This is a genomic window from Micromonospora sp. Utrum1 (assembly GCF_057197805.1).
Map to the genome: position 1 here is coordinate 364591 of NZ_CM170071.1, position 23441 is coordinate 388031.

Below are 23441 nucleotides of genomic sequence, written 5' to 3' on the forward strand. Positions count from 1 at the left end.
CGGTCAGCACGCCGGGCATTCCGCGCCGGGACTCAGCCCCGGGCCGCCTCCCGCAGCGCCTCGCGGGCCTCGGCGTAGCGGGCCAGCACCGCCCAGACCGGGTTCAGCACGTACTTCTCGCCGACGCTGCCCACCGAGGTGAGCAGCCGCTGCTCGGCCCGGCGCCGGGCGCGCCGCGCCGCCCACCGGATCACCGGCCGGGTCAGCGCCGCGATCAGCAGCCCGGCCAGCAGGCCGCCGAGCAGCAGCACGGTGGGCCAGGGCACCTCGCCGAGCTCCGGGTAATCCAGGGCGGGCAGACCGAGGATGCGCAGCGCGTAGCCCAGCACCAGCCACGCCAGCCCCGCCAGCGCCGCCAGGGTGACCAGCCACTGGAGCGCGCCGACCACCCGCCACCAGGTCGGCCGCCGGTCCATGCCCAGGTCGGTGGCGGCCACCGCGTGGTCCAGCGCGTCGGGCAGGTCGGCCAGCCGGGACCGGGCCGCGGCGGTCACCGCGGCCGGCCAGGGCGCCGGCAGCTCGGCGGCGGAGCGGTCGGCCACCGCGCGGATGGCCAGGTTGAGCGCCGAGCGCTGCGCGGCGGTGGGATCGGGTACGGAGGTGGCCGCGACCAGGCTCTCCGCCGGCGCGTCGGCGCCCCCGCCCGGCAGGTGCAGCCGGCGCAGCGGGTCCGGCCGCAGCTTCCGCCAGCCCCGGACCAGCGGCCAGCCGGTGCTGCCGACGGCCCGGTGCCGGTACGCGCCCTCGACCGCCTCGGCCACCGTCGGCACCCCGGCCGCGCCGGCCAGCGCCGTGGTGAGCTCCCGTGCCGAGGCGTCACCCGGCCCGGTACGCGGCGGCTCCGGCCCGACCAGCGGTTCGAGCCCGGCCACCACGGCGTCGACGTCGCCGGACAGCCGGCGCAGGGCGGCCTGCCGCTCGGCGACCGTACGCTCCAGCTCGGCGCGGAGCCCGTCCAGCCCGGCCGGGTCCACCGCCACCGTGGGTAGCAGCGGCACCCCCTCCAACCCGTCGGCGTCGAGCAGCCGGCGCAGGTCGCCGAGGACCCGGGGCAGCTCGGCCGGGGGCAGCCGGTCGGCCTGGTTGAGCACCACCACGGTCACGTCCTTGTGCCGGTGGAACTCGCGCAGGTAGCTGGTGTGGATCACCCGGTCGGCGTACTTCTGCGGGTCGACCACCCAGACCACCAGGTCGACCAGGCCGAGCAGCCGGTCCACCTCCAGCCGGTGGCCCCGCTGCACCGAGTCGAAGTCGGGCAGATCCAGCAGGACCAGGCCGTGCAGGGCGGACTCGTCGTCGCCGTCCAGCGGGCTTTCCCGGACGAACCGGTGCCGGGGCAGCACGCCGATCCAGTCGAGCAGTCGGGACGCGCCGTCCAGCTGCCCCCAGACGCAGGCATGCGCCACCCCGGTGGTCGGTCGGCGGACGCCGACCGGGGAGAGGTCCAGCCGGGCGAGGGCGTTGAACAGGCTCGACTTGCCGCTGCCGGTCGCCCCGGCCAGCGCGACCACGGTGTGGTGGCCGGAGAGGGCGAGCCGGGTGCCGGCCCGTTCGACCACGGTGTGCGCGGCGACCAGCTGGGCGTCGGGCACCTGGCCGTCGACCGCGCCGAGGAAGCGCTGGACCGCCTGGAGGCGGGCGATCAGGACGTCGGGATCGACCCGCTGCCCGCCGCGGAAAGCCTCCCGCATCCGGCCGACGATGTTGCTCACGCGCGCCCGCCCTGGTCGGCGGCGGGCAACGCCGGGCCCGGCGTACCGGAGAGGCCGGCGCGGTGCCGGGCCTTCTCCACCTCGCCGGCCGCCCGGCGCAGGGCGGCGCCGGCCTCGGCGGCCGGGCGCGCCTCGGCGGTGCGGGCGAGGAACCGGTCGGCCTCCTCCGTCAGCAGCGCGCCGATTCGGTTCAGCAGGTCCACCCGGGCCTTGCTGGCCAGGTTGCGGACCGCCTGGTCGCCGAAGATGGCCTGGAGCACCGCCTGCGCGGCGACCGTGGTGCCGGCGCCGGTGGCGACCTCCAGCCCGGTCGGGATGAACGCGGTGGCCGCGAAGACCGCGATCATGACGGCCAGCCCGGTGGCGTTGACCGCGTACGCGGCGGTGCGGGCCACGAAGCGGCGGTCGCCACCCTCTTCCCGGACCAGCTCCAGCACGCCCCGCTGCCAGTCGCGGACCAGCCGCTCGGCGCGCTCGGGCAGGTCGGCCGAGGCGTGCGCCAGCTCCGGTTCGAGCAGCGCCGCCCCGGCCGGGTGCGCCTTCCACCCGGTGTACGCGTTCTCCGCCGCCTCCGCGGCCACCCCGCGCAAGAGCGTGACCAGTTGGGACTCGATGGCGTTGCGCAGCTCGGCGGCCGGGGCCGGACGGCCGGTGACCGCGGCGACCACCCGGTCGCGCAGCCGGCCGATCCGCGCCTCCAGGGTGCGGAAGAACTCGCCGGTGCCGACGAACTCCTGCCAGCGGGCGAGCACCTCGCCGCGGAGCAGCCGGCCGTCCTTGAGGCCCTGGTCGACGGTCCGTTCCGCGCCCCGGTAGGCCGCCCGGACCCGCTCGTCCAGCGCGTCGGCGGCGGCCACCTGCTCGTCGGCGGCGTCGGCCAGCGCGTCCACGGTGGGGTGCAGCGCGGCCAGCGCGCCGTCGAGGGTCTGCCGGACCACGGCCGAGCGGGCCTCGGCGTCGCCGGCGAGCCGGGCGAACCAGGCGGCCAGCGGGGCGGTGACCTTGTCGGGGAGCAGCCCCTGCCCGTCCACCCAGGTCTCCGGCAGGACGAACAGCGGCGCGGCGCCCAGGTCCTGCGCGGCGAGCATCTCCGACAGGTGGGCGGCGATCTCGTCCGCCGCCTCCGGGGGCACCCGGTCGAGGACCATGGCGACGGCCGTGCCCCGGGCCCGGGCGCTGCGTAGCAGCTCCCACGGGACGGCGTCGGCGTAGCGGGCGGCCGTGGTGACGAAGAGCCAGAGGTCGGCGGCGGCCAGCAGCTGCCCGGCCAGGGCCCGGTTGGCGTCGACCACCGAGTCGATGTCGGGCGCGTCGAGGAAGGCCAGCCCGGCCGGGAGCGCCGGGGCGGTGACCAGCTGGAGGGTGCCCGGGTTCTCGCTCGGCTCGGTGGTCCGGGTCAGGCCGGGCAGCAGCTCGCCCTGGCGGAACCAGGCGGCGTCGGCCGGGTTGCAGACCAGCACGGGCGAGCGGGTGGTCGGGCGGAGCACTCCGGCGGCGCTGACCCGCGCCTGGACCAGGCTGTTGACCAGCGTCGACTTGCCGGCCCCGGTCGAGCCGCCGACCACCACCAGGAGCGGGGCGTCGAGGCGGGCCAGCCGGGGCAGCAGGTAGTCGTCGAGCTGGTCGGTGAGGCCGGCGGCGGTGCGCCGGGCCGGCTCGGCCGAGGGCAGGGCCAACGGGAACCCGGCCGCCCCGATCGCGGCCCGCAGGCCGGTGAGCGCGGCGGGCAGACCCGCCGCGGCCTCGGCGGGCGGATCCTGACCGGCGTCGGGTCCGGTGCGGGCTGCGACGGCGGGCGCGCCGGCATGGGTGGCGGGATCGCCGTGCGTCGTCACCGCTAAAGCGTGCCCGACCGACGCAAGGTAAGACAACCGGACGGTAATAACGGTCAGGTTGCGTCGGGTCGGCTCAACCTCGACTTGCGGATTGCCGGTCGCGTGGCACTATTGAGTCAAGTTCACTCAACTTATGGTGCGGTCGCTGCGGGCGACCCGCCGGGCAGGCCCGTTGACCTGCTCACCGTTACGAAGCGAGGAAGCGAACATGGCACGTGCGGTCGGCATCGACCTCGGCACGACGAACTCCTGCGTCAGCGTTCTCGAGGGCGGTGAGCCCACCGTCATCGCCAACGCGGAGGGCTCCCGGACGACGCCCTCGATCGTCGCGTTCGCCCGCAACGGCGAGGTGCTCGTCGGTGAGGTCGCGAAGCGCCAGGCGGTGACCAACCCGGACCGGACCATCCGCTCGGTCAAGCGGGAGATCGGCACCAACTGGACCGTCGACATCGACGGCAAGAAGTACACCCCGCAGGAGATCTCGGCCCGCACGCTGATGAAGCTCAAGCGGGACGCCGAGGCGTACCTGGGTGAGCAGATCACCGACGCGGTGATCACCGTGCCGGCCTATTTCAACGACGGCCAGCGGCAGGCCACCAAGGAGGCCGGTGAGATCGCCGGCTTCAACGTGCTGCGGATCGTGAACGAGCCGACCGCGGCCGCGCTGGCGTACGGCCTCGACAAGGGCTCCAAGGAGCAGACCGTCCTGGTCTTCGACCTGGGTGGCGGCACCTTCGACGTCTCGCTGCTGGAGCTGGCCGAGGGCGTCATCGAGGTGAAGTCGACCAGCGGTGACAACCACCTCGGTGGTGACGACTGGGACCAGCGGATCATCGATCACCTGGTGAAGACCTTCCGCGGCGAGCACGGCATCGACCTCTCCCAGGACAAGATGGCCATGCAGCGGCTCAAGGAGGCGGCCGAGAAGGCCAAGATCGAGCTGTCCGCCGCCACCACCACCAACATCAACCTGCCGTACATCACCGCCGGCTCGGCCGGCCCGCTGCACCTCGACGTGACCCTGAGCCGCGCCGAGTTCCAGCGGATGACGCAGGACCTGCTGGACCGCTGCAAGGGCCCGTTCGAGCAGGCCGTCAAGGACGCCGGGATCAAGGTGTCGGACGTCGACCACGTCATCCTGGTCGGCGGCTCGACCCGGATGCCGGCCGTGACCGACCTGGTCAAGCAGCTCACCGGCAAGGAGCCCAACAAGGGCGTCAACCCGGACGAGGTCGTCGCCGTCGGCGCCGCCCTCCAGGCCGGTGTGCTCAAGGGTGAGGTCAAGGACGTCCTGCTGCTCGACGTGACCCCGCTGAGCCTGGGCATCGAGACCAAGGGCGGCATCTTCACCAAGCTGATCGAGCGCAACACCACCATCCCGACCAAGCGCTCCGAGGTCTTCACCACGGCGGACGACAACCAGCCGTCGGTGCTGATCCAGGTGTTCCAGGGCGAGAGGGAGATCGCGGCCTACAACAAGAAGCTCGGCACCTTCGAGCTGACCGGCCTCCCGCCGGCGCCGCGCGGCGTGCCGCAGATCGAGGTCACCTTCGACATCGACGCCAACGGCATCGTCAACGTGCACGCCAAGGACCTGGGCACCGGCAAGGAACAGAAGATGACGATCACCGGCGGCTCCTCGCTGCCGAAGGACGACATCGAGCGGATGCGCCGGGACGCCGAGGAGCACGCCGAGGAGGACAAGCGCCGGCGTGACGAGGCGGAGACCCGCAACCTCGCCGAGGCGCTCCAGTGGCAGACCGAGAAGTTCCTCGCCGAGAGCGGCGACAAGCTGCCCGCTGAGAACCGCGACCAGCTCAACGAGGCCCTCGGCGAGCTGCGCAGTGCGCTCGGCGGCCAGGACATCGACAAGATCAAGGCCGCGCACGAGAAGCTGGCGCAGGTCTCCCAGCAGGCCGGTTCGCTGCTCTACTCGCAGCAGCAGCAGGGCGAGCAGGGTGCTCCGGGCGCGGCCGGGCCGGGCGCGGGTGCGACCGGTGGTGCCCAGGCCGGCGGCGGCGACGACGTGGTCGACGCGGAGATCGTGGACGAGGACAAGAAGTGACCTTCGGTTCCGGACACGTTTCGCACCGCAGAGGGATGAGGTAGCCGCATGACGGAGAAGCCACGAGCCGCCGACCCGGGCTCCACCGGGTCGGCGCCGGGTGGCTCCGCGACCGCCGGTCAGGGCGGCGGCGAGGAGCCGCGGGTCGTCATCCGTGACAAGCGCAAGATCAGCAAGACCACCGAGCAGGCGGTGACCGACACGTCGGCCGCCGACGCCGCGGCCGACGCGCCCGCCGAGGGGCTGGTCGAGGAGGCCGAGGTCGTGGTCGACGAGATCGAGGCCGAGGCCGCGGTCTCCGGCCCGCCGGTGGTGGACGCCCCGGCCGAGCCGAGCGAGGAGGCCGCCGCGACCGCGCCGCTCGGCGCCGAGGCGGAGTCGCTCCGGGCCGAGCTGGACGAGCGGACCCGCGACCTCAAGCGGGTGTCGGCGGAGTACGCCAACTACCGCAAGCGGGTCGACCGGGATCGCAGCCTGGTCCAGGAGCAGGCGACCGGCACGGTGCTGACCGCGCTGCTGCCGATCCTCGACGACCTGGACCGGGCCCGTGAGCACGGCGACCTGGTGGGCCCGTTCGGCAGCGTGGCCGAACAGCTCACCGCCGCGCTGGGCAAGTTCGGCCTGACCGCGTTCGGCGAGCAGGGTGACCCGTTCGACCCGACCCGGCACGAGGCGGTGGCGCACCAGACCTCCGCCGACGTGACCGAGCCGACCTGCGTGCAGGTCATGCGCCGGGGTTACCAGCTCGGCGAACGGCTGCTGCGGCCCGCCCTGGTCGCGGTCGCCGAACCGGAGTAGTGCCGACCCGTGACGTCCCGCCCGCCCACACCGGGCGGGCGGGACGACCGGGGTACGTCCCGTGGAAGGGGGTGGACCGGTGAGTTCCAAGGACTGGATCGAGAAGGACTACTACGCCGCGCTGGGCGTGGAGAAGTCCGCCTCCTCGGACGAGATCAAGAAGTCGTACCGGAAGCTGGCTCGGGAATCGCACCCGGACCACAACCCCGGTGACCCGAAGGCGGAGGAGCGGTTCAAGGCCGTCTCCGAGGCGTACGCCGTGCTCGGCGACGAGAAGAAGCGCCGCGAGTACGACGAGATGCGGTCCCTCTTCGGCTCCGGTGCCTTCCGGCGCAACGCCCGCGGCGCGGGCCAGCCGGGCGGGATGCCGTTCGACGTCTCCGACCTGTTCGGCGGGGCGGCCGGCGGCGAGGCCCGGTTCGGCGGCGGTGGCCTGGGCGACCTGTTCAGCTCGATCTTCACCGGCGGGGGTGCCGGTGGGGCGACCCGGGCGCGTGGCCCGGCCCGGGGCCGGAACGTCGAGACCGAGGTGGCGCTCGACTTCTCCGACGCCGTCCGCGGCGTCACCGTGCCGTTGACGCTGCGCGCCCCCGGGGTGTGCGAGACGTGCCACGGCAACGGGGCGAAGCCCGGCACCCAGCCGGTGACCTGCCCGGTCTGCCACGGCGCCGGGGTGACGACCCGCAACCAGGGGTCGTTCAGCTTCTCCGAGCCGTGCCGCAACTGCCAGGGCGTGGGCACCGTCGTCGAGGAGAAGTGCCCGGAGTGCCAGGGCACCGGCGGGGTCACCAAGACCCGCACGCTGAACGTGCGCTTCCCGGCGGGAGTGGCCGACGGCCAGCGCATCCGGCTGGCCGGCCGGGGCGAGCCCGGCGAGCGGGGCGGCCCGGCGGGCGACCTGTTCGTGCACGTGAAGGTCCGCCCGGACGAGCTGTTCGGGCGCACCGGGGACGACCTGACCCTGACCGTGCCGGTCACGTTCGCGGAGGCGGTGCTCGGCACCGACCTGCGGGTGCCGACGCTGGACGGCACGGTGACCCTGCGGGTGCCGCCGGGTACGCCCAGCGGTCGGGTGCTGCGCGCCCGGGGCAAGGGCGTCGTACGCAGGGACGGCCGCGCCGGTGACCTGCTGGTCACCCTCGACGTGGTGGTCCCCGCGACATTGTCGGACGAGGCACGGGCGGCGCTGGAGACGTTCGCGGAGCAGACCCCGCCGGCCGCGCGGGAACATCTCGACGCGCGGGTGCGTCGATTCAGTTGACCGGGTGAGGAGGCAGCGGAGGTGAGCGGGGATGTCGCAGGAGTTCGTCGGCTCGGGTGACCCTGCCTACGAGGCCAAGGTCCTGATGATCTCGGTGGCGGCGCGGATGGCGGGGATGCACCCGCAGACCCTGCGCCAGTACGACCGGCTGGGCCTGGTGCAGGCCGGCCGGGCGGCCGGCGGCGGTCGCCGGTACAGCGTCCGGGACGTGGTGCTGCTCCGTGAGGTGCAGCGGCTCAGCCAGGACGACGGGATCAACCTGGCCGGGGTCAAGCGGATCATCCATCTGGAACGGTTGCTGGAGGAGGCACAGCAGCGGGTGGCCCGGCTGGAGGCGGAGCTGGACGCCGCGTACCGCCGGATCGCCGAGCTGGAGTCGCTGGGCGGCTTCTCCCGCGGCGACCTCGTTCCCACCAACCGCACCTCCACCGCGCTCGTCGTCTGGCGCCCCCGCCGCACCCCCGACCGCTGACCCCTCCCCGCCGACCCGAAGGCCGGCGCGCCCACCCCGGGCCGCGCCGGCCTTCGCACGTCCCAGGGGCTCTCCCACCGCGGCGGTTCGGGAGAAGCGAAGCCCGAGAGGGGTCGGGTTCGCTAGCCTGTGAATGCGGCCGATCGACTCGATTCGGACTCCGAACTGGCAGGGGGAGCCATGGCGGAATCGGTGAAGAGTGTGGCGGAGCGGGCGGAGGAACGGCTGGAGGAAGTGGCCCAGAATGTCCGGGAGCGATTCGACCGGATCACCAAGGGCGGCTTCACCGACACGGTCAAGGAAGGTCGCTTCGGCGATCAGGTGGACCACGGCATCGACCGGGCCAGGGACGACGAGCGACGCAGGAAGCAGGGCGGATCGACCGGCTGAACGATCCGCGACGTGCGGGCCGGGACCCACGGGGGGTCCCGGCCCGTTCGCCTTCCAAGAGCTAGAGCCGCCGGTTCTCCCGCACCAGGCCCCCCTCGCACCAGTCCCGGTAGACGAAGAGGTCCGGCCGGGCGAGCAGCACCCGGCTGTTGTGCGCCCAGTTGCGCATCAGTTCGTCGCCGGCCCGCTCGGCCTGCTCGACGAGCTTGCGGAAGCGGCGCTTCGGGTGGGCCCGGAAGTTCGTCCGGATGCCGTCGGCGGCGTAGATGTAGAGGCAGTGCAGGGCGAACCGGCGGGCCGGGCAGGCCGGGTCCATGGCCAGGTCGAAGAGCGTCTGCACCAGGTGGTCCCCGGCGACCAGCAGGTCCCAGTCCGGGGGCATCGAGGTCAGCGGGACCGAGTCGGGCTGGTAGGCCCACGACCGCAGCTCGGCGGGCGAGGGGTCAACGGGGTTGGCGAAGCCGTGAAACGTCTCTTCCTGCACGCTCACCGGCCGACCTTCCGCTTGCGCTGGCGGGGGCACCGACCACCCGCGGACCCTGGCTGCTGGGGCGACACGTTAACGCGGTTTCGCGGGGTGGCGGTAGACCTTCCCGGGATCAATTCGGCAACCGTTGGCCGGGCCGGGTCCACCGTACGGTCGACCCGGCCCGGCCGAGGTCAGTCGGCGACGCCCACCGGCGCCGGTGGGCGGGGGGCGCTGCGCCGGCGCAGCCACCGCTTGAACCAGGGCAGGTCGGGCAGGCGGGCCAACATCGGGCCGGTCACCACGGTGATCAGCACGTACGCGGTGGCGAGCGCCGCCAGCCGGGGCTCGACCGGGTACGTGGCGGCGACGGCCAGGCCGGCGATGACGATGGAGAACTCGCCGCGCGGGGTGAGCGCGAAGCCGGCCCGCCAGCGACCGGGCTCGGCGATCCCGGCCCGGCGGGCGGCCAGCCAGCCGGTGGCGAGCTTCGTCCCCATGGTGACCACGGCCAGCAGCAGTGCCGGCAGCAGCACCGGCGGCATGTCCAGCGGGTCGGTGACCAGGCCGAAGAAGACGAAGAAGACCGCGGCGAAGAGGTCCCGAAGCGGCGAGAGCAGCTGGGTGGCGTGGTGCGCCACAGGCCCGGACAGCGCGATGCCGACCAGGAACGCGCCGACCGCGGCGGAGACCTGGAGCTTGGCCGCGATCCCGGCGACCAGCAGGGTCAGGCCGAGGACGCCGAGCAGGAGCGCCTCCGGGTCCTTCGCGGAGAGCGCGGCGGAGATCATGTGGCCGTACCGGATCGCGACGGCCAGCACGAGGACCACGGTGAGCACCGCGACGGCGAGCGCGATGCCGCCCTTGACCAGGCCGACCCCGGCGAGCAGCGCGGTGACCAGCGGCAGGTAGAGGGCCATCGCCAGGTCCTCGATCACCAGGACGGAGAGGATCACGGGGGTCTCCCGGTTACCGATCCGGCCCAGATCGCCGAGCACCTTCGCGATCACGCCGGACGACGAGACCCAGGTGACGCCGGCGAGCACCACGGCGGCCACCCAGCCCCAGCCGAGCAGCAGGGCGAAGGCGAAGCCGGGCAGCGCGTTGAGCACCGCGTCGATCAGACCGGCCCGCGCGGCCGAGCGGAGGTTGCCCACCAGTTCGTTGGCGCTGTATTCCAGGCCGAGCATGACGAGCAGCAGGATGACGCCGATCTCCGCGCCGACGGCGAAGAACTCCTCGCTGGCGTTCAGCGGCAGCAGGCCGCCGTGGCCGAAGGCGAGTCCGGCGAGCAGGTAGAGGGGGATGGGTGAGACACCGAAGCGGCGGCTGAGCCGGCCGAGCAGGCCGAGCAGGAGCAGCAGCGCGCCGACCTCGACGAGCAGCGTGGTGGTTTCGTGCATCCGCGGCTCAGCCGTCCGGGTCGGCTTCGGCGAGGATCGCGGTCACCCCGTCGAGGCCTTGCCGGGTGCCGACCACGACCACCACGTCACCGGCCGCGAACCGGAAGGTGGGATCGGGCGAGGCGATCACCTCGCCGTGGCGCAGCACCGCCACGATGGAGGCGCTGGTGCGGGTGCGTGCCTTGGTGTCACCGAGCCGCTTGTTGACGTACCCGGAGCCGGCCGGGATGACGATCTGCTCGGTGAGCAGCCCGGCGGCCTGCTCACGCAGCCCGGCGAGCTGGCCGAGCATCAGCGACGCGCCGAGGATGTCCGCCAGCGCCTCCGCCTCGTCGTCGGTCAGCGGTATGTCGTGCTGGCAGGAGTCGGGATCCTCCGGGTCGTAGAGGACCAGGTCGCGGCGGCCATTGCGGTGGGAGACCACGCCGAGGCGGCGGCCGGATTCCGTCATCAGATCGTGACGGACGCCGATCCCCGGTAGGGCAGTCTGTTCGACACGTACTCGCACCCGCGCAAGGCTACCGTGCGGAGGAGGGGCCCATGATCGGTCGGAAATCACTCCCGGCCATCGGTCTGCTGCTGGTGCCGGCCCTCGCCGCCTGCTCGATCGGGGACGTCCGCCGGCCCCCACCCGACCGGTCGTCCGCGCCCCCGCGGCCGGCGCCGACCGCGCCGGCGCCGTCGCGGGCGGTCGGCTTCGACGAGGTACGCCACGTCAAGGTCGCCGTCGACCGACGGTACGACCGCCCGTTCGTCGAGTTCGTCGACGCCGAGCACGGGTATGCGCTCTTCGCCGCCTGCGACGGCGTGCCGCCCGGCCGCGGCTGCACCGCCCTGCTGCACGGCACGGTGGACGGTGGCCGTACCTGGCAGGCCCTGCGGCATCCCCGTCCGGTGGCGGTGGACCAGCAGCTCTACGCGGTGCCGGGGGCGCTGGTGCTGCTCGCCGAGCCGTACGGCTGGTACACCTCGACCGACGGCGGGGCCACCTTCGTCCACACCACCGGCGCGGAGCCGGCCGCGCTGGTGGCGGCCCGGGGTCGTTTCCAGGTGGCCGAGGCGCTCGGTGCGGTGGCCGAGTGGGACGGCCACGCCCTGCGCCCGTTGCCCGCCCAGCCGGCCGTACCCGGGCTGAACACCGTGGGGCACTCCGGCGACCTGGTGGTGGCCGCCGGCGCGCGCGACGGCCGGCCCTACGCCGCCCTGTCCCGGGACGCGGGCCGGCACTGGACGTCGACGCCGCTGTCCTGGCGGGGCGACGAGGTGGGGGTGCTGCGCGTGGTGATCGCACCGGACGGTGGCGCGTGGCTGGTCGGGGAGCGCCTGGACCGGACGGGCTTCCCGGCGCTCTGGCGGCTGGTGGGTGGCCGGGAGTGGTCCCTGGTCCGCGCCGTCGGGCATCCCGCCCAGGCGCGCTCGGTGGCGCCGCTCGGGGCCGAGCTGGTAGCGGTGACCAGCCCGGACGGGGTGGGCGTGGTGGCCGGGGACCGCTACTACCGGGTCGACTGGCCGCTGCGCGGGGAGCACCACCTCACGGTGCTCGGCGACGGCACGATCGCCGCCCGGGCGCCGGACGACGTGGTGCTCGGCACGGGCTGGACCGCCAACCGGCGCTGGGTCAGGGTGGTGCTGAACGGCGGTTGACCGGCGGCCGGACGATCGAGGTGACTGGCGTCACACCGTTGGAGTTGAGCGGAATAGACTCAACTCTGGTTGTGTCCTTTCCAGTGGACATGCCGATCCGGGGGAGCCCATGAACACGGAACGACTCACTACCAAGAGCCGCGAGACCATCACCGGTGCCGTCGCGCTCGCCAACCAGCGCGGCCACGCCACCGTGGAGCCCTGGCACCTGCTGCTGTCGCTGCTCGACACCGAGGGCTCGACCGCCGCCGGCCTGCTGCGCGCCGCCGGGGCCGACCCCGGCGAGCTGCGCCGGGTCGCCGAGCGTTCGGTCGACGCCCTGCCCGCGGCGCGTGGCTCCAGCATCGCCGAGCCCACCCTGGCCCGGGAGTTCGTCAACGCCATCGGCGCCGCCGAGCAGATCGCCCGGCCGCTGGGCGACGAGTACACCTCCACCGAGCACCTGCTGGCCGGGCTGGCCCGGGTGGGTGGCGCGGTCTCCGTGGCGCTGCGCAACGCGGGCGCCACCGAGGAGAACCTGGTGGCGGCCTTCCCGACCGTGCGCGGCGGGGACCGGCGGGTCACCACGGCCGACCCGGAGCAGACCTACCAGGCGCTGGCCAAGTACGGCGTCGACCTGACCGCGAGCGCCCGCGAGGGGAAGATCGACCCGGTCATCGGCCGCGACTCGGAGATCCGCCGGGTGATCCAGGTGCTGTCGCGGCGGACCAAGAACAACCCGGTGCTGATCGGCGAGCCGGGCGTCGGCAAGACCGCCATCGTCGAGGGCCTGGCCCAGCGCATCGTCGCCGGTGACGTGCCGGAGTCGCTGCGGGACAAGAAGCTCGTCTCGCTCGACCTCGGCGCGATGGTGGCCGGCGCCCAGTACCGCGGCCAGTTCGAGGAGCGGCTGAAGTCGGTGCTGGAGGAGATCAAGAACTCCGACGGCCAGGTCATCACCTTCCTCGACGAGCTGCACACCGTGGTCGGCGCGGGCAAGGGCGAGGGCTCGATGGACGCCGGCAACATGCTCAAGCCGATGCTCGCCCGCGGCGAGCTGCGGATGGTCGGCGCCACCACGCTGGACGAGTACCGCGAGCACATCGAGAAGGACCCGGCGCTGGAGCGCCGCTTCCAGCCGGTGCTGGTCGGCGAGCCGACCATCGAGGACACCATCGGCATCCTGCGCGGGCTCAAGGAGCGCTACGAGGTGCACCACGGCGTCCGGATCACCGACGCCGCGCTGGTCGCCGCCGCCGCCCTCTCCGACCGCTACATCACCGACCGGTTCCTGCCGGACAAGGCGATCGACCTGGTCGACGAGTCCGCCTCCCGGCTCCGGATGGAGATCGACTCCCGTCCGGTCGAGGTGGACGAGATCGAGCGGGCGGTACGCCGGCTGGAGATCGAGGAGATGGCGCTGGCCAAGGAGCCCGACGCCGCCTCCGCCGAGCGGCTGGCCCGGCTGCGCAAGGAACTGGCCGACAAGCGCGAGCAGCTCACCGCGCTCTCCGAGCGCTGGCAGCTGGAGAAGAGCCACATCACCAAGCTCTCCACCGCCAAGGAGGAGCTGGAGCGGCTCGGTGGCGAGGCCGAGCGGGCCGAGCGCGACGGCGAGCTGGAGCGCGCCGCCGAGCTGCGCTACGGCCGGATCCCCGCGCTCCAGGCGGAGCTGAAGCAGGCCGAGGAGGAGCTGGCCCGGCTGCAGGCCGACGGCGCGATGCTCAAGGAGGAGGTCGGCGCGGACGACATCGCCGCCGTCGTCGCCTCCTGGACCGGCATCCCGGCCGGCCGGTTGCTGGAGGGCGAGACCGCCAAGCTGCTCCGGATGGAGGAGTCGCTGGGCTCCCGGGTCGTCGGCCAGCCCGAGGCTGTCACCGCGGTGTCCGACGCGGTCCGCCGCGCCCGGGCCGGCGTCGCCGACCCGGACCGCCCGACCGGCAGCTTCCTCTTCCTCGGTCCGACCGGTGTCGGCAAGACCGAGCTGGCCAAGGCGCTCGCCGAGTTCCTGTTCGACGACGAGCGGGCCATGGTCCGCATCGACATGAGCGAGTACGGCGAAAAGCACTCCGTGGCCCGCCTGGTCGGCGCCCCGCCCGGCTACATCGGCTACGAGGAGGGCGGCCAGCTCACCGAGGCGGTGCGCCGCCGGCCGTACTCGGTGATCCTGCTGGACGAGGTGGAGAAGGCCCATCCCGACGTCTTCGACGTGCTGCTCCAGGTGCTCGACGACGGCCGGCTCACCGACGGCCAGGGCCGCACCGTGGACTTCCGCAACGCGATCCTGATCCTCACCTCGAACCTGGGGTCGTCGGTGATCAGCGACCTGACGCTGGCCGAGGAGCAGCGCCGGGAGGGCGTCCTGGCGGTGGTCCGGTCGCACTTCAAGCCGGAGTTCATCAACCGCCTCGACGACATCGTGGTGTTCGCCGCCCTCCAGGGCGAGGACCTGCGGGCCATCGTCGACATCCAGCTCGACCGGATGCGGAAGCGGCTCGCCGACCGCCGGCTCGGCCTGGACATCACCGATGCGGCCCGCACCTGGCTCGCCGAGCACGGGTACGACCCGATCTACGGCGCCCGCCCGCTGCGCCGGCTGGTGCAGTCGGCGATCGGCGACCAGCTCGCCAAGGCGCTGCTGGCCGGCCGGATCCGCGACGGCGACACGGTGCGGGTCGACCTGGCCGACACCAAGGACGCCCTGTCCGTCACCGCCGCCTGACCACCTCCCCGGCCCGGCCGGCCCCCCGCGGCGCCGGCCGGGCCGATCCTCTTCTTGATCGGAAGGGTCGACGGCGGCCGGCCAGGGCAATAGTGAGGGCATGTTGGGGATCGGGAAGAAGGACCGGGAGTTGGATGCGGCCGCCGAGGAACTCGCCCGGGCGGACACGCTCGCCTTCGGCGGGGTGGGGATCGCCGGGCAGATCCTGCCGGCCACCGACGCGTACCGGCACGTGGAGCGGGCTCTGCGGGAGCAACCCGAGGCGGCCCGGAAGAAGGTCGACCGGCTGCTGAAGCACGGGTCGCCGGCCGGGAAGGCGTACGCGGCCACGCTGCTGGAGACGGTCGACCCGGCGGCGGGGCGGGCCGCCTGGGAGCGGCTGCGCGCCGACGACGGCGAGTTCACCACGTTCAGCGGCTGCATCATGGGCCGTGCCACCCTGCGCGAGTACGCCGCCGAACGCCTCGCGGGGCCCGACGGTAGCTGACCGGTCACTCAACGAACGCCACTTCGGCGCGCGTGCGGCGGGTTGTTACCGTCACCGCCGATGCACCTTGGGGGGAGACGGCCGTGAACGGTTCGCTGGCGTACGTGGTGACCACGCTGGGATGCCTGGTCGGGGTGGCCGGCGTGGTGATCGCCGTGATCACGCTGCGCAGGGCCCGGTCCGCGCCACGTCCGAAGGCCGCCCCCGGCGACCCGTTCCGGGACCGGGACGCCGACGCGCTGCGCGGCGACCCGCGCGCGCTCAAGCCCGGCGACATCGTGGAGATCCGCGGGTTGCCCTACACCGTGCGCGGCTCCGTGCACCTGGTCGAGGGCGGCTGGAGCTGGGCGGAGCACCTGCTCGACGACGCCGGCGGGGTCAAGCGCTGGCTCTCCGTCGAGTCGGAGCCCGACCTGGAGCTGGTGCTCTGGACCAGCGAGCCGTCGGCCACCGTCACCCCGGGCGCGCCGACCCTGGAGATCGCCGGGCGCCGCTACAACTGGGACGAGTCCGGGCAGGCGAAGTACACGGCCACCGAGGGCACCGGCCTCGACCCGCGCGGCACCATGCGCTACCACGACTACCAGGCGCCCGGCGGGGCCCGGCTCTCCTTCGAGGCGTACGGGGAGGCCGGCTGGGAGGTGAACCTCGGCGAGCAGGTGCACCGCGCCGAGGTGATGATCTACCCGCAGGGCGGCTGACGTGCTCGTCGCCCTGGAGGCCCCGTATGTCGACACCCGCGCCGCCGACCTGAGCCTGGCCCTCGGCGGCCCCGAGCGTCCCGCCCTGCACGTGCGCGAGCTGACCCTGCCCGGCGGGCTGCGGCTGGGGATGCGCCTGCTCGGCGCCTCGCATCAGGTGGTCTGCGGCGACCTCACCGAGACGGTCGCCTGCCTGCCCGGTCGCCCCCCGCACCTGCCGGACGCCCTGCACGACGAGACCGCCGGCTACCGGTTCACCGCCACGGTGCTCCATCCGGTGGGCGACGGCCTGCGCACCCGGGTCGCCGCGCTCCGCGCCGACCTGGCCGACGACCCGTACGCGCTGGTCGGTGTCTTTCCCGGCGACGAGGACGCGGTCACCGCGCTCGCCGTCCGCCCCGACCCGCCGGGCGGCTCGGTGGCCTGGCGCACCTGGCACGCGTATCCCCAGACGAACGAGCTGGTCCTGACCGAGACGGTGGTGCTGCTGTGAGCGCGAGGAGTGAGCCGGGTCTGCGAGCCCCGCAGTCGCGAGCCGAGGTGGCGCTGTGACGTACCGACGTTGGTTCGTGGTGGGGGTGGCGTTCGCCGTCATCGGCGCCGTGGTCGCCGCCTTCGCGATCTTCTACGGCAACTTCTCGCCCCGCGGCTACGTGGAGGACCGCTACACCCGGGCCACCAGCCGGGACCTCGGCTCCGACGCGATCGCGTACACGTCGAACCGGACGCCGAGCCAGGTGTCGAAGCAGATCACCGACGCCTGGCAGCCGGCCGACCAGTACGTCGACGGCAGCGGGGTCTACCTGCGCTACGACGACGACTCGGTGGTGATCCTGCCGCTCGCCGCCGGTTCGGTGATCCTGCTGGAGCGGATGACCACCGCCTACCCCCGCTACCACTCCCGGGTGGGCAGCCACTGGGGTTGGGGGCGGGGCAGCACGGTCCGTGGCGGCGGCCCCGGCTCCGGCAAGTGACCTGACCCCTCCCGACAAATTCTGGAGTCCCCTGTGCAGACCCTGGTCACCGATCTGCTCGTCACGCTCGCCTACGGTGTGGTCGGCGTGGCCCTGATGGCCGTCGGCTACGTGCTGGTCGACGTCACCACCCCCGGAAAGCTGCACGAGCTGATCTGGTCGGAGCGCAACCGCAACGCCGCGCTGCTGCTCGCCTCGAACCTGGCCGGCGTCGGCATCATCGTGGTCGCGGCGATCGCCGCCAGCGCGGACGACTTCGCGCTCGGTCTGGTCGGCGCGGCCGCCTACGGCATCCTCGGGCTGGTCATCATGGCCGCGTCGTTCCTGCTGCTGGACATGGCCACCCCGGGCAAGCTCGGAGAGCTCCTGGTCGACCCGGAGCCGCACCCCGCGGTGTGGGTCTCCGCCGTCGTGCATCTCGCGACGGGGGCGATCATCGCCGCCGCGATCAGCTGATGGCGCCCGGCAAGCCGGCGGCCAGGAAGAAGACCGCCGCCTGGGCCGTCTGGCTGACCATCGGCCTGGTCGTCGCCGGCTGCGTCGCGGCCGGGGTGCTCAGCAACGACGGGGACACTGCGGTGCCGGCCCCGGCCGCCGACGAGCGGGCCGACAGCGTGGCGATCCTCCAGCGCACCAGCGCCGAACAGGGCCTCTGCTACGGCTGGGAGCTGGTGGACTACTACGACTACGGCGCCCCGCTGAACGTCGGCTCCAACCTGGGCGACGGGGTGGCGGTCGAGGAGAACTCGAGCTGTCCGCGCTGGGTGCAGGTGACGGCCAACATCGGCTACGTCTCGGAGAGCAGCGAGAGCAACGACTTCGCCCGGATCCAGGTGACCGGCTCACCGGACATCGACGCCGCGGACCTCCGCCAGGTCGAGCGCGGGCTGGAGCGGCTTGGGCTCACCGAGGACGTCTTCGTCGACGACCCCGGCTGGGCGGTCACCCGGGCCGCGGTCATGCTGCCGCTGCTCGCCGTCGAGGCCGGGCTGGCCGAGCCGGCCGACGCCCCGGTCCCGGTGGCGGCCAACCCGTCCCCGCTGCCCGACGCCGGCAGCGACTACCTGCGGGACCGGTGGGGCTGGCTGCTCGCCACTCTCGGGCTGCTCCTGCTCGCCGCGCTCTTCGTCACCGTGGGCGTGGTGCAGCGCCGCCGGACGATCGCGCCGGGTCGCGGCGCGGCGCCGGACGCGCCGAGCCGGAATGGTCGTGAGCGCCGGGCGGCCGCGCCCGCGCCGCGCGCCGGGGCGGGCGAGGCCGGGCGTACCCGGGAGAAGTCGTGAGCGTCGACGCACCCGCACGGCCGCGGTGGCGCCCGGCCCGCGCGGCGGTCCTGCTCGCGGTCTTCGTCTGCGCGGCCTGCGGCCTGGTGTACGAGCTGGCCCTGGTCGCGCTCGGCAGCTACCTGATCGGCGACACGGTCGGTCAGGCGTCGATCGTGCTCGGTGTGATGGTCTTCGCGATGGGCGTCGGCGCGCTGGTCGCGAAGCCGTTGCAGTCCCGGGCGGCGGCCGCGTTCGCCGCGATCGAGCTGACCCTGGCCCTGCTCGGCGGCCTCTCGGTGCTCGGCCTCTACGCCGCGTTCGCCTGGCTGGACCTCTACGGGCCGGCGCTGGTCGGCACCGCGTTCGTGCTCGGCCTGCTGATCGGCGCCGAGATCCCGCTGCTCATGGTGCTGCTGCAACGGATCCGCGAGCAGTCCGCGGGCAGCGCCGTGGCCGACCTCTTCGCGGCCGACTACGTCGGCGCGCTGCTCGGCGGGCTGGCCTTCCCGTTCCTGCTGCTGCCGGTCTTCGGCCAGCTCAAGGGCGCCCTCGTGGTGGGCGCGGTGAACGCCGTCGCCGGCCTCGCCCTGGTCTGCACGGTCTTCCGCGCCGACCTCGGCCGCCGGGCCCGGGTCGGGCTCGCCGCCGGCTCCGTCGTGGTCGCCCTCTGCCTGGGGTACGCCTGGGTCACCGCGCACGACTTCGAGGTGACCGCGCGGCAGCAGCTCTACCGCGACCCGGTGGTGCACGCCGAGCGCAGCCGCTACCAGGAGATCGTGCTGACCCGGTCGGTGCGCGAGGTCGGCCACGCCGACACCGACCTGCGGCTGTTCCTCAACGGCGACCTCCAGTTCAGCTCGATCGACGAGTACCGCTACCACGAGTCGCTGGTCCATCCGGCGATGCGCGGGCCGCACGGCAACGTGCTGGTCCTCGGCGCGGGGGACGGGCTGGCGCTGCGGGAGATCCTCAAGTACCCGGACGTGCGCGGGGTGACCCTCGTCGACCTCGACCCGGCCGTGGTGCGGCTGGCCCGATCCGAGCCGCAGTTGCGGGAGCTCAACCACCACTCGCTCGCCGACCCCCGGGTGCGGGTGCTCAACGTCGACGCGTTCGGCTGGCTGCGGACCGCCACGGAACGCTTCGACGTGGTCGTCGCCGACCTGCCGGACCCGGACGAGACGGCCACCGCCAAGCTCTACACGGTCGAGTTCTACGCGCTGATCCGGCCGGTGCTCGCCCCCGGCGGGCGGCTCGTAGTGCAGTCCGGCTCGCCGTACTTCGCGCCCCGGTCCTACTGGTCGATCGAGCGGTCGATCCGGGAGGCGGGCTTCGCCACCGTGCCGTACCACGTGGACGTGCCGAGCTTCGGCGACTGGGGGTTCGTGCTCGCCGCGCCGGGCGGAACGCCACCCGCGCTGGGGCTGCCCGCCGACGCGCCGCCGCTGCGCTTCCTCACCCCGTCGGTGCTCGCGGCGGCGGCCACCTTCCCCGCCGACCGGGCCCGGCTGGACGTGCCCGCCTCCACTCTGTTGCAGCCCAGGGTGCTCGAGTACGCCCGCGCGGAGTGGCGCGGCTACTAGTTTCGGGACATGCCGCCCGGATCGCCCCGCCGCCGGTGGAGACCGGGGCTCGACTGGTTGCGCCGCCGGGTGCCGACCAGGGCGCTCGACGCGGCGGCGTACCTCCAGGCGTTCGTGCTCTCCGGCGTGGTCACCGTGCTGGCCCTGCGGGCGTATCTCCAGGCCACCGGGTTCCCGCAGCTCGGCGGCGGTGGGCTGCACGTCGCCCACGTGCTCTGGGGCGGCCTTCTGCTGGCGGTCGGGCTGGGGGTCGCGATGGTCTTCCTCGGCGGTGGTCCGCGCACCGCCGGGGCGATCATCGGCGGGATTGGCTTCGGGCTGTTCATCGACGAGGTGGGCAAGTTCGTCACGGCCCGCACCGACTACTTCTACGCCCCGGCCGCCGGCATCATCTACGGCGCGTTCGCCCTGCTCGTGGTGCTCACCCAGGCGGTCCGCGGCCGGACCGGCCGGACCCGGCTGACCCCGGCGGAGCGCACCGCGAACGCCCTCGACCTGGTGCTCAGCGGGCTGCCCGGCGGGCTCACCGACCGGCGGCGGATCGCCGCGCTGCGCCTGGTGCAGGGCACCGGGCCGACCACCGAGGCGGCCATGGTCCAACTGCTCGACGCCGTGCCCCGGCGCGAGCCGCCCCCCGTCCGGTTCTGGCAACGCGCGGCGGACCGGGCCCGCCGCCTCGCCGCGTGGGCGGCCGCCCGGCGCTGGCTGGTCTGGCCGGTGGTCGTCTACCTGGTGGTCGAGCCGGTGGGGACCGTGATCGCGGTGGCCGTCGACGGGGTCACCGGCGAGCTGGACCAGCAGCGGGAGTGGGGCGCGGTGCTCGGCACCTCGGTCGCCGCGCTGATCACCGCCGTGCTCAGCGTCCGGGCGGCGTGGCTGCTGCGCCGGAACCGGACCGACGCCTTCGGCCTGTTCAAGCTGGCCCTGCTGGTCGACCTGCTGTTCGGTCAGATCTTCAACTTCACGGTCAACCAGTTCGGCGCGGTCTTCGCGGTCGCGCTCGACCTCGCTCTGCTCGGCGTGGTGACCGCCGAGCACCGCCGGTTGCGCCGGGCGGCTCCGTCGCCGGGTTTCCCGCGCTGATCCGGCCGGTGCGCGTCCGGCTGCGGCGCGCCGCCGACGACGACTTCAATGGGCGGCATCGATGGGTCGGGGCCGATACTGTGTGGGCCCGATCTAGAGAAGGAGAGAGTCATGACCGATTCCTCCCCGGCGCCGGGCCGCGCGCGTCCGGGCGTGGTGGCGGCGTCCTCCTATCTGTTGCTGCTCTTCGCGCTCACCCAGTTGATCGCTCTGATCGCGACCATCGCCGTCAGCAGCCGGCTGCGAGAGGGCTTCGAGCGGGCGTACGAGGGCACGACGACGGGTGCTCAGGACGTCGGCAAGTTAGTGGTCGCGTTCACCATCGGCACCGCCGCCCTGCTGTTCGTCCTCGCCCTGGGCCTGGTCGTCCTGTCCCTGTTCAACAACCGGGGCAACAACGGCACCCGGATCACCACCTGGGTGCTGGGCGGCATTCTCATCTGCTGCCTCGGCGGCAGCCTGATCAGCGGCGCCACCGGAGCCGTCGGTGGCAACGCCGGGGGCGACGGCCCCTCGGGTGAGGAGATCCGGCGCAGCCTCGACGAGGCCCTGCCGTCCTGGTTCGGGCCGGTGAACACGGTGCTCGGTGTGGTCGGGCTGGTCTCGCTGCTGGCCGCCCTGATCCTGCTGGCGTTGCCGAAGGCCAACGAGTTCTTCCGCAAGCCGAAGCAGGCCTGGGAGCCGCCGGTCCCGGGTGCCGCCTACCCGGCGGAGCCGGGCTACCCGCAGAACCCGGCCTACCCGACCACGCCCGGCTACCCGGGCCAGCCCGCTCCGGGGCAGCCGGGACAGCCGGCCCCCGGACAGCCGGGGCAGCCGGGGCCGGCCGGCCAGCCGCCGGAGTCCGGCGAGCGCCGGGAGGGCGAGCCGCCATCGGGAAGTTGACGTCCGGATAAGAGCGACGCCGACGATCCCTCCGAGTAGGTTGCAACCCGACGCCTACCGGAGGGATCTGTCGTGTCGTACCCCCATCAGGCCCCGCCCCGCCGGCCCGGCGCGGTGGTCTCGGCGGCGGCGCTGCTGCTGCTGATGGCGGTCGGCGCCGTGGCGTACGCGGTCGCCAACCTGCTGGTCACGGCGGGCACGGTGGACCGGTTCCGGGCGGCGGCGCGGCCGACCGGCGCGGGCGGCGGCGAGATCGACGGGGTGGCGGCCCTGCTGCGCGGCTCCACGGTGCTCTCCGCCGTGCTCGGCGTGCTGGTCGCGCTGCTGCTGGTCGGCCTCGGCCTCGGCCTGCTCTCCGGCCGCGCCGGCGCGCGGGTGGCCACCTGGGTGGTCACCGGGCTGGGCCTGTTCTGCGGCTGCTGCGGCCTGGCGGTGCTGGTCGGGCAGCGGGCCGCCCCGCTCCGGCTCGGCGCTGACGACCGGGTCACCGCCGACCTGCTGGCCCGGGTCGGAGACGCCTACCCGGGCTGGTGGATTCCGGTGAACGCGGCGCTGTCGGTGGCGCAGATCCTCGGCTACCTGGTGGTGGCCGCCCTGCTCACCCTGCCCGCGGCCGGCGCCTTCTTCCACCGTCGCCCGCCGCGCCCGCCGGCCGGGCCGAGGCCACCGGCCGGGCCGGTCCCGACCGGTCCGGGTTACGCGTCGGCCGCGCCGGCCTACGGGCACCCCTCGCCCTGGGCGCCGCCAGCCGGCCCGATGTCGGCTCCGCCGCCGGCCGGCCCACCCCCCACCCCGCCGCCGTCGGCTCCGCCCGGGCCGACCCCACCCCCCGAGGACCGCCCGTGACCGACGCAGCATCCCCCTCCCCGCGCCGGGCCCTGATCACCGGCGCCAGCCTGGGCATCGGCGAGGCGTTCGCCCGCCGGCTCGCCGCCGACGGCTGGGACCTCGTCCTGGTGGCCCGGGACTCGGCCCGGCTCGACGCCCTGGCGGCCGAGCTGACCGACCGGCACGGCCACCGCGTCGAGACCGTCGCCGCGGATCTGTCCACGGAAGACGGCTGCGCCGCGGTCGAAGGCCGGCTGACGGCCGAGCCGCCGGTGGAGCTGTTGGTGAACAACGCGGGGATCAGTCTCAACACCCCGTTCGTCCGGTCGGCCGTCGCGGACGAGGCACGGCTCGTCCGGCTCAACGTGCTGGCCGTGCTCCGGCTGACCCACGCGGCCCTTGGTCCGATGATCGACCGAGGCCACGGGGCAGTGATAAATGTCTCTTCCGTCGCGGGTTTCGGTGTCCCCATGCCGGGATCGACCTACTCGGCCAGCAAGGCCTGGGTGACGAATTTCAGTGAATCGATCGGTCAGTCGGTGGCTCCCCTCGGCGTCCGCGTGATGGCGCTCTGCCCCGGCTACACCCGCACCGGCTACCACGAGCGGGCCGGCATCGACATGTCGCGCACCCCGGCTTGGATGTGGCTGCGGACTGAGGACGTGGTCGACGAGGGCCTGCGCGACCTGCGGAAAGGCAAGCCGGTCAGCGTGCCGAGCTGGAAGTACAAGCTGGCCGTGGCGGGGCTGCGGCACGCGCCGCGGCGGCTGCTGCGCGGCGTCTCCCGGGACACCCGAGGCCGGGTCGGCCGGGCCGGCCACTGACCGCGGGCCGGCCCGGCGGGCGTCCCGTGGCCGGAGGCGCCCGCGTGGTGACCGGGTTGGACGG

At 73.9% G+C, this 23441-nt stretch carries 23 protein-coding genes; 18 read left to right on the forward strand and 5 right to left on the reverse strand.

The window, feature by feature from the left end:
- Window positions 1–32 precede the first annotated feature (32 nt).
- Together AC0OLQ_RS01760 and AC0OLQ_RS01765 are read right to left on the reverse strand one after the other, a co-directional pair.
- Window positions 33–1691: a GTPase gene (locus AC0OLQ_RS01760; RefSeq protein WP_484532239.1), complete on the reverse strand. Its 1659-nt coding sequence runs from the start codon at window positions 1689–1691 to the stop codon at window positions 33–35.
- 17 nt (window positions 1692–1708) lie between these two features.
- Window positions 1709–3547, reverse strand: coding sequence for an ABC transporter (locus AC0OLQ_RS01765; RefSeq protein WP_484529930.1), 1839 nt, complete (start codon window positions 3545–3547; stop codon window positions 1709–1711).
- Window positions 3548–3755: 208 nt separating this feature from the next.
- On the opposite strand from AC0OLQ_RS01765, the gene dnaK reads away from it, so the two are divergent.
- The 5 genes from dnaK (at window position 3756) to AC0OLQ_RS01790 (ending at window position 8533) form a co-directional block, all read left to right on the forward strand.
- The gene (dnaK, locus tag AC0OLQ_RS01770) at window positions 3756–5612 is read left to right on the forward strand and encodes a molecular chaperone DnaK (RefSeq protein ID WP_484529931.1); all 1857 of its coding nucleotides are present in this window, start codon (window positions 3756–3758) and stop codon (window positions 5610–5612) included.
- Between the two features lie 48 nt (window positions 5613–5660).
- Complete coding sequence (gene grpE / locus AC0OLQ_RS01775) at window positions 5661–6410, forward strand: nucleotide exchange factor GrpE (RefSeq protein ID WP_484529932.1); 750 nt, start codon at window positions 5661–5663, stop codon at window positions 6408–6410.
- A gap of 79 nt (window positions 6411–6489) precedes the next feature.
- Complete coding sequence (dnaJ, locus tag AC0OLQ_RS01780; RefSeq protein WP_357332110.1) at window positions 6490–7671, forward strand: molecular chaperone DnaJ; 1182 nt, start codon at window positions 6490–6492, stop codon at window positions 7669–7671.
- A gap of 31 nt (window positions 7672–7702) precedes the next feature.
- Window positions 7703–8143, forward strand: a complete 441-nt coding sequence (locus tag AC0OLQ_RS01785) for a heat shock protein transcriptional repressor HspR (RefSeq protein ID WP_357332112.1) — start codon at window positions 7703–7705, stop codon at window positions 8141–8143.
- 180 nt (window positions 8144–8323) lie between these two features.
- Window positions 8324–8533, forward strand: a complete 210-nt coding sequence (locus AC0OLQ_RS01790) for a hypothetical protein (RefSeq protein WP_484529933.1) — start codon at window positions 8324–8326, stop codon at window positions 8531–8533.
- Window positions 8534–8594: 61 nt separating this feature from the next.
- On the opposite strand, the gene AC0OLQ_RS01795 is transcribed toward AC0OLQ_RS01790, so the two are convergent.
- The 3 genes from AC0OLQ_RS01795 to AC0OLQ_RS01805 form a co-directional block, all read right to left on the reverse strand.
- Complete coding sequence (locus tag AC0OLQ_RS01795; RefSeq protein WP_151465805.1) at window positions 8595–9023, reverse strand: hypothetical protein; 429 nt, start codon at window positions 9021–9023, stop codon at window positions 8595–8597.
- Between the two features lie 170 nt (window positions 9024–9193).
- Window positions 9194–10402, reverse strand: coding sequence for a cation:proton antiporter (locus tag AC0OLQ_RS01800; protein WP_484529934.1), 1209 nt, complete (start codon window positions 10400–10402; stop codon window positions 9194–9196).
- A 7-nt stretch (window positions 10403–10409) separates the two neighbouring features.
- Window positions 10410–10910, reverse strand: a complete 501-nt coding sequence (locus AC0OLQ_RS01805; RefSeq protein WP_357332118.1) for a cation:proton antiporter regulatory subunit — start codon at window positions 10908–10910, stop codon at window positions 10410–10412.
- A gap of 32 nt (window positions 10911–10942) precedes the next feature.
- Between AC0OLQ_RS01805 and AC0OLQ_RS01810 the strand changes: the two genes are divergently transcribed.
- The 13 genes from AC0OLQ_RS01810 (at window position 10943) to AC0OLQ_RS01870 (ending at window position 23377) form a co-directional block, all read left to right on the forward strand.
- Window positions 10943–12046 carry a beta propeller repeat protein gene (locus tag AC0OLQ_RS01810; RefSeq protein WP_484529935.1) on the forward strand — a complete coding sequence of 368 codons (1104 nt, stop codon included), beginning with the start codon at window positions 10943–10945 and terminating at the stop codon, window positions 12044–12046.
- A 109-nt stretch (window positions 12047–12155) separates the two neighbouring features.
- Complete coding sequence (gene clpB / locus AC0OLQ_RS01815) at window positions 12156–14747, forward strand: ATP-dependent chaperone ClpB (protein WP_484529936.1); 2592 nt, start codon at window positions 12156–12158, stop codon at window positions 14745–14747.
- A gap of 100 nt (window positions 14748–14847) precedes the next feature.
- The gene (locus AC0OLQ_RS01820) at window positions 14848–15234 is read left to right on the forward strand and encodes a hypothetical protein (RefSeq protein ID WP_484529937.1); all 387 of its coding nucleotides are present in this window, start codon (window positions 14848–14850) and stop codon (window positions 15232–15234) included.
- Between the two features lie 83 nt (window positions 15235–15317).
- The gene (locus AC0OLQ_RS01825; protein ID WP_484529938.1) at window positions 15318–15935 is read left to right on the forward strand and encodes a DUF4178 domain-containing protein; all 618 of its coding nucleotides are present in this window, start codon (window positions 15318–15320) and stop codon (window positions 15933–15935) included.
- A 1-nt stretch (window position 15936) separates the two neighbouring features.
- Complete coding sequence (locus AC0OLQ_RS01830) at window positions 15937–16428, forward strand: DUF2617 family protein (RefSeq protein WP_484529939.1); 492 nt, start codon at window positions 15937–15939, stop codon at window positions 16426–16428.
- A gap of 55 nt (window positions 16429–16483) precedes the next feature.
- The gene (locus AC0OLQ_RS01835) at window positions 16484–16909 is read left to right on the forward strand and encodes a DUF4247 domain-containing protein (protein ID WP_484529940.1); all 426 of its coding nucleotides are present in this window, start codon (window positions 16484–16486) and stop codon (window positions 16907–16909) included.
- Between the two features lie 33 nt (window positions 16910–16942).
- Window positions 16943–17365: a DUF350 domain-containing protein gene (locus AC0OLQ_RS01840; protein WP_484529941.1), complete on the forward strand. Its 423-nt coding sequence runs from the start codon at window positions 16943–16945 to the stop codon at window positions 17363–17365.
- On the forward strand, window positions 17365–18192 hold the full coding sequence (locus AC0OLQ_RS01845; protein WP_484529942.1) for a hypothetical protein: 828 nt from the start codon (window positions 17365–17367) through the stop codon (window positions 18190–18192). Before AC0OLQ_RS01840 ends, AC0OLQ_RS01845 begins: the two co-directional genes overlap by 1 nt.
- Complete coding sequence (locus tag AC0OLQ_RS01850) at window positions 18189–19757, forward strand: polyamine aminopropyltransferase (protein ID WP_484529943.1); 1569 nt, start codon at window positions 18189–18191, stop codon at window positions 19755–19757. Before AC0OLQ_RS01845 ends, AC0OLQ_RS01850 begins: the two co-directional genes overlap by 4 nt.
- A gap of 69 nt (window positions 19758–19826) precedes the next feature.
- Window positions 19827–20840, forward strand: a complete 1014-nt coding sequence (locus tag AC0OLQ_RS01855; RefSeq protein ID WP_484532240.1) for a hypothetical protein — start codon at window positions 19827–19829, stop codon at window positions 20838–20840.
- Window positions 20841–20951: 111 nt separating this feature from the next.
- A complete protein-coding gene (locus tag AC0OLQ_RS01860; RefSeq protein ID WP_484529944.1) occupies window positions 20952–21725 on the forward strand; it encodes a hypothetical protein in 774 nt (257 codons plus the stop codon).
- 72 nt (window positions 21726–21797) lie between these two features.
- Entirely contained in the window at window positions 21798–22571 is a 774-nt protein-coding gene (locus tag AC0OLQ_RS01865; protein ID WP_484529945.1) for a hypothetical protein, read from the forward strand.
- Window positions 22568–23377, forward strand: a complete 810-nt coding sequence (locus tag AC0OLQ_RS01870) for an SDR family NAD(P)-dependent oxidoreductase (protein WP_484529946.1) — start codon at window positions 22568–22570, stop codon at window positions 23375–23377. Before AC0OLQ_RS01865 ends, AC0OLQ_RS01870 begins: the two co-directional genes overlap by 4 nt.
- Window positions 23378–23441 lie beyond the last annotated feature (64 nt).

What these genes read in the sequence shown, in the direction of transcription:
- AC0OLQ_RS01845 (WP_484529942.1), top strand. Translation starts at nt 17,365, where the DNA reads ATGGCGCCCGGCAAGCCGGCGGCCAGGAAGAAGACCGCCGCCTGGGCC.
- dnaK (WP_484529931.1), top strand. Translation starts at nt 3,756, where the DNA reads ATGGCACGTGCGGTCGGCATCGACCTCGGCACGACGAACTCCTGCGTC.
- AC0OLQ_RS01790 (WP_484529933.1), top strand. Translation starts at nt 8,324, where the DNA reads ATGGCGGAATCGGTGAAGAGTGTGGCGGAGCGGGCGGAGGAACGGCTG.
- grpE (WP_484529932.1), top strand. Translation starts at nt 5,661, where the DNA reads ATGACGGAGAAGCCACGAGCCGCCGACCCGGGCTCCACCGGGTCGGCG.
- clpB (WP_484529936.1), top strand. Translation starts at nt 12,156, where the DNA reads ATGAACACGGAACGACTCACTACCAAGAGCCGCGAGACCATCACCGGT.
- AC0OLQ_RS01800 (WP_484529934.1), bottom strand. Translation starts at nt 10,402, where the DNA reads ATGCACGAAACCACCACGCTGCTCGTCGAGGTCGGCGCGCTGCTGCTC.
- AC0OLQ_RS01860 (WP_484529944.1), top strand. Translation starts at nt 20,952, where the DNA reads ATGACCGATTCCTCCCCGGCGCCGGGCCGCGCGCGTCCGGGCGTGGTG.
- AC0OLQ_RS01810 (WP_484529935.1), top strand. Translation starts at nt 10,943, where the DNA reads ATGATCGGTCGGAAATCACTCCCGGCCATCGGTCTGCTGCTGGTGCCG.
- AC0OLQ_RS01785 (WP_357332112.1), top strand. Translation starts at nt 7,703, where the DNA reads ATGTCGCAGGAGTTCGTCGGCTCGGGTGACCCTGCCTACGAGGCCAAG.
- AC0OLQ_RS01760 (WP_484532239.1), bottom strand. Translation starts at nt 1,691, where the DNA reads ATGCGGGAGGCTTTCCGCGGCGGGCAGCGGGTCGATCCCGACGTCCTG.
- AC0OLQ_RS01820 (WP_484529937.1), top strand. Translation starts at nt 14,848, where the DNA reads ATGTTGGGGATCGGGAAGAAGGACCGGGAGTTGGATGCGGCCGCCGAG.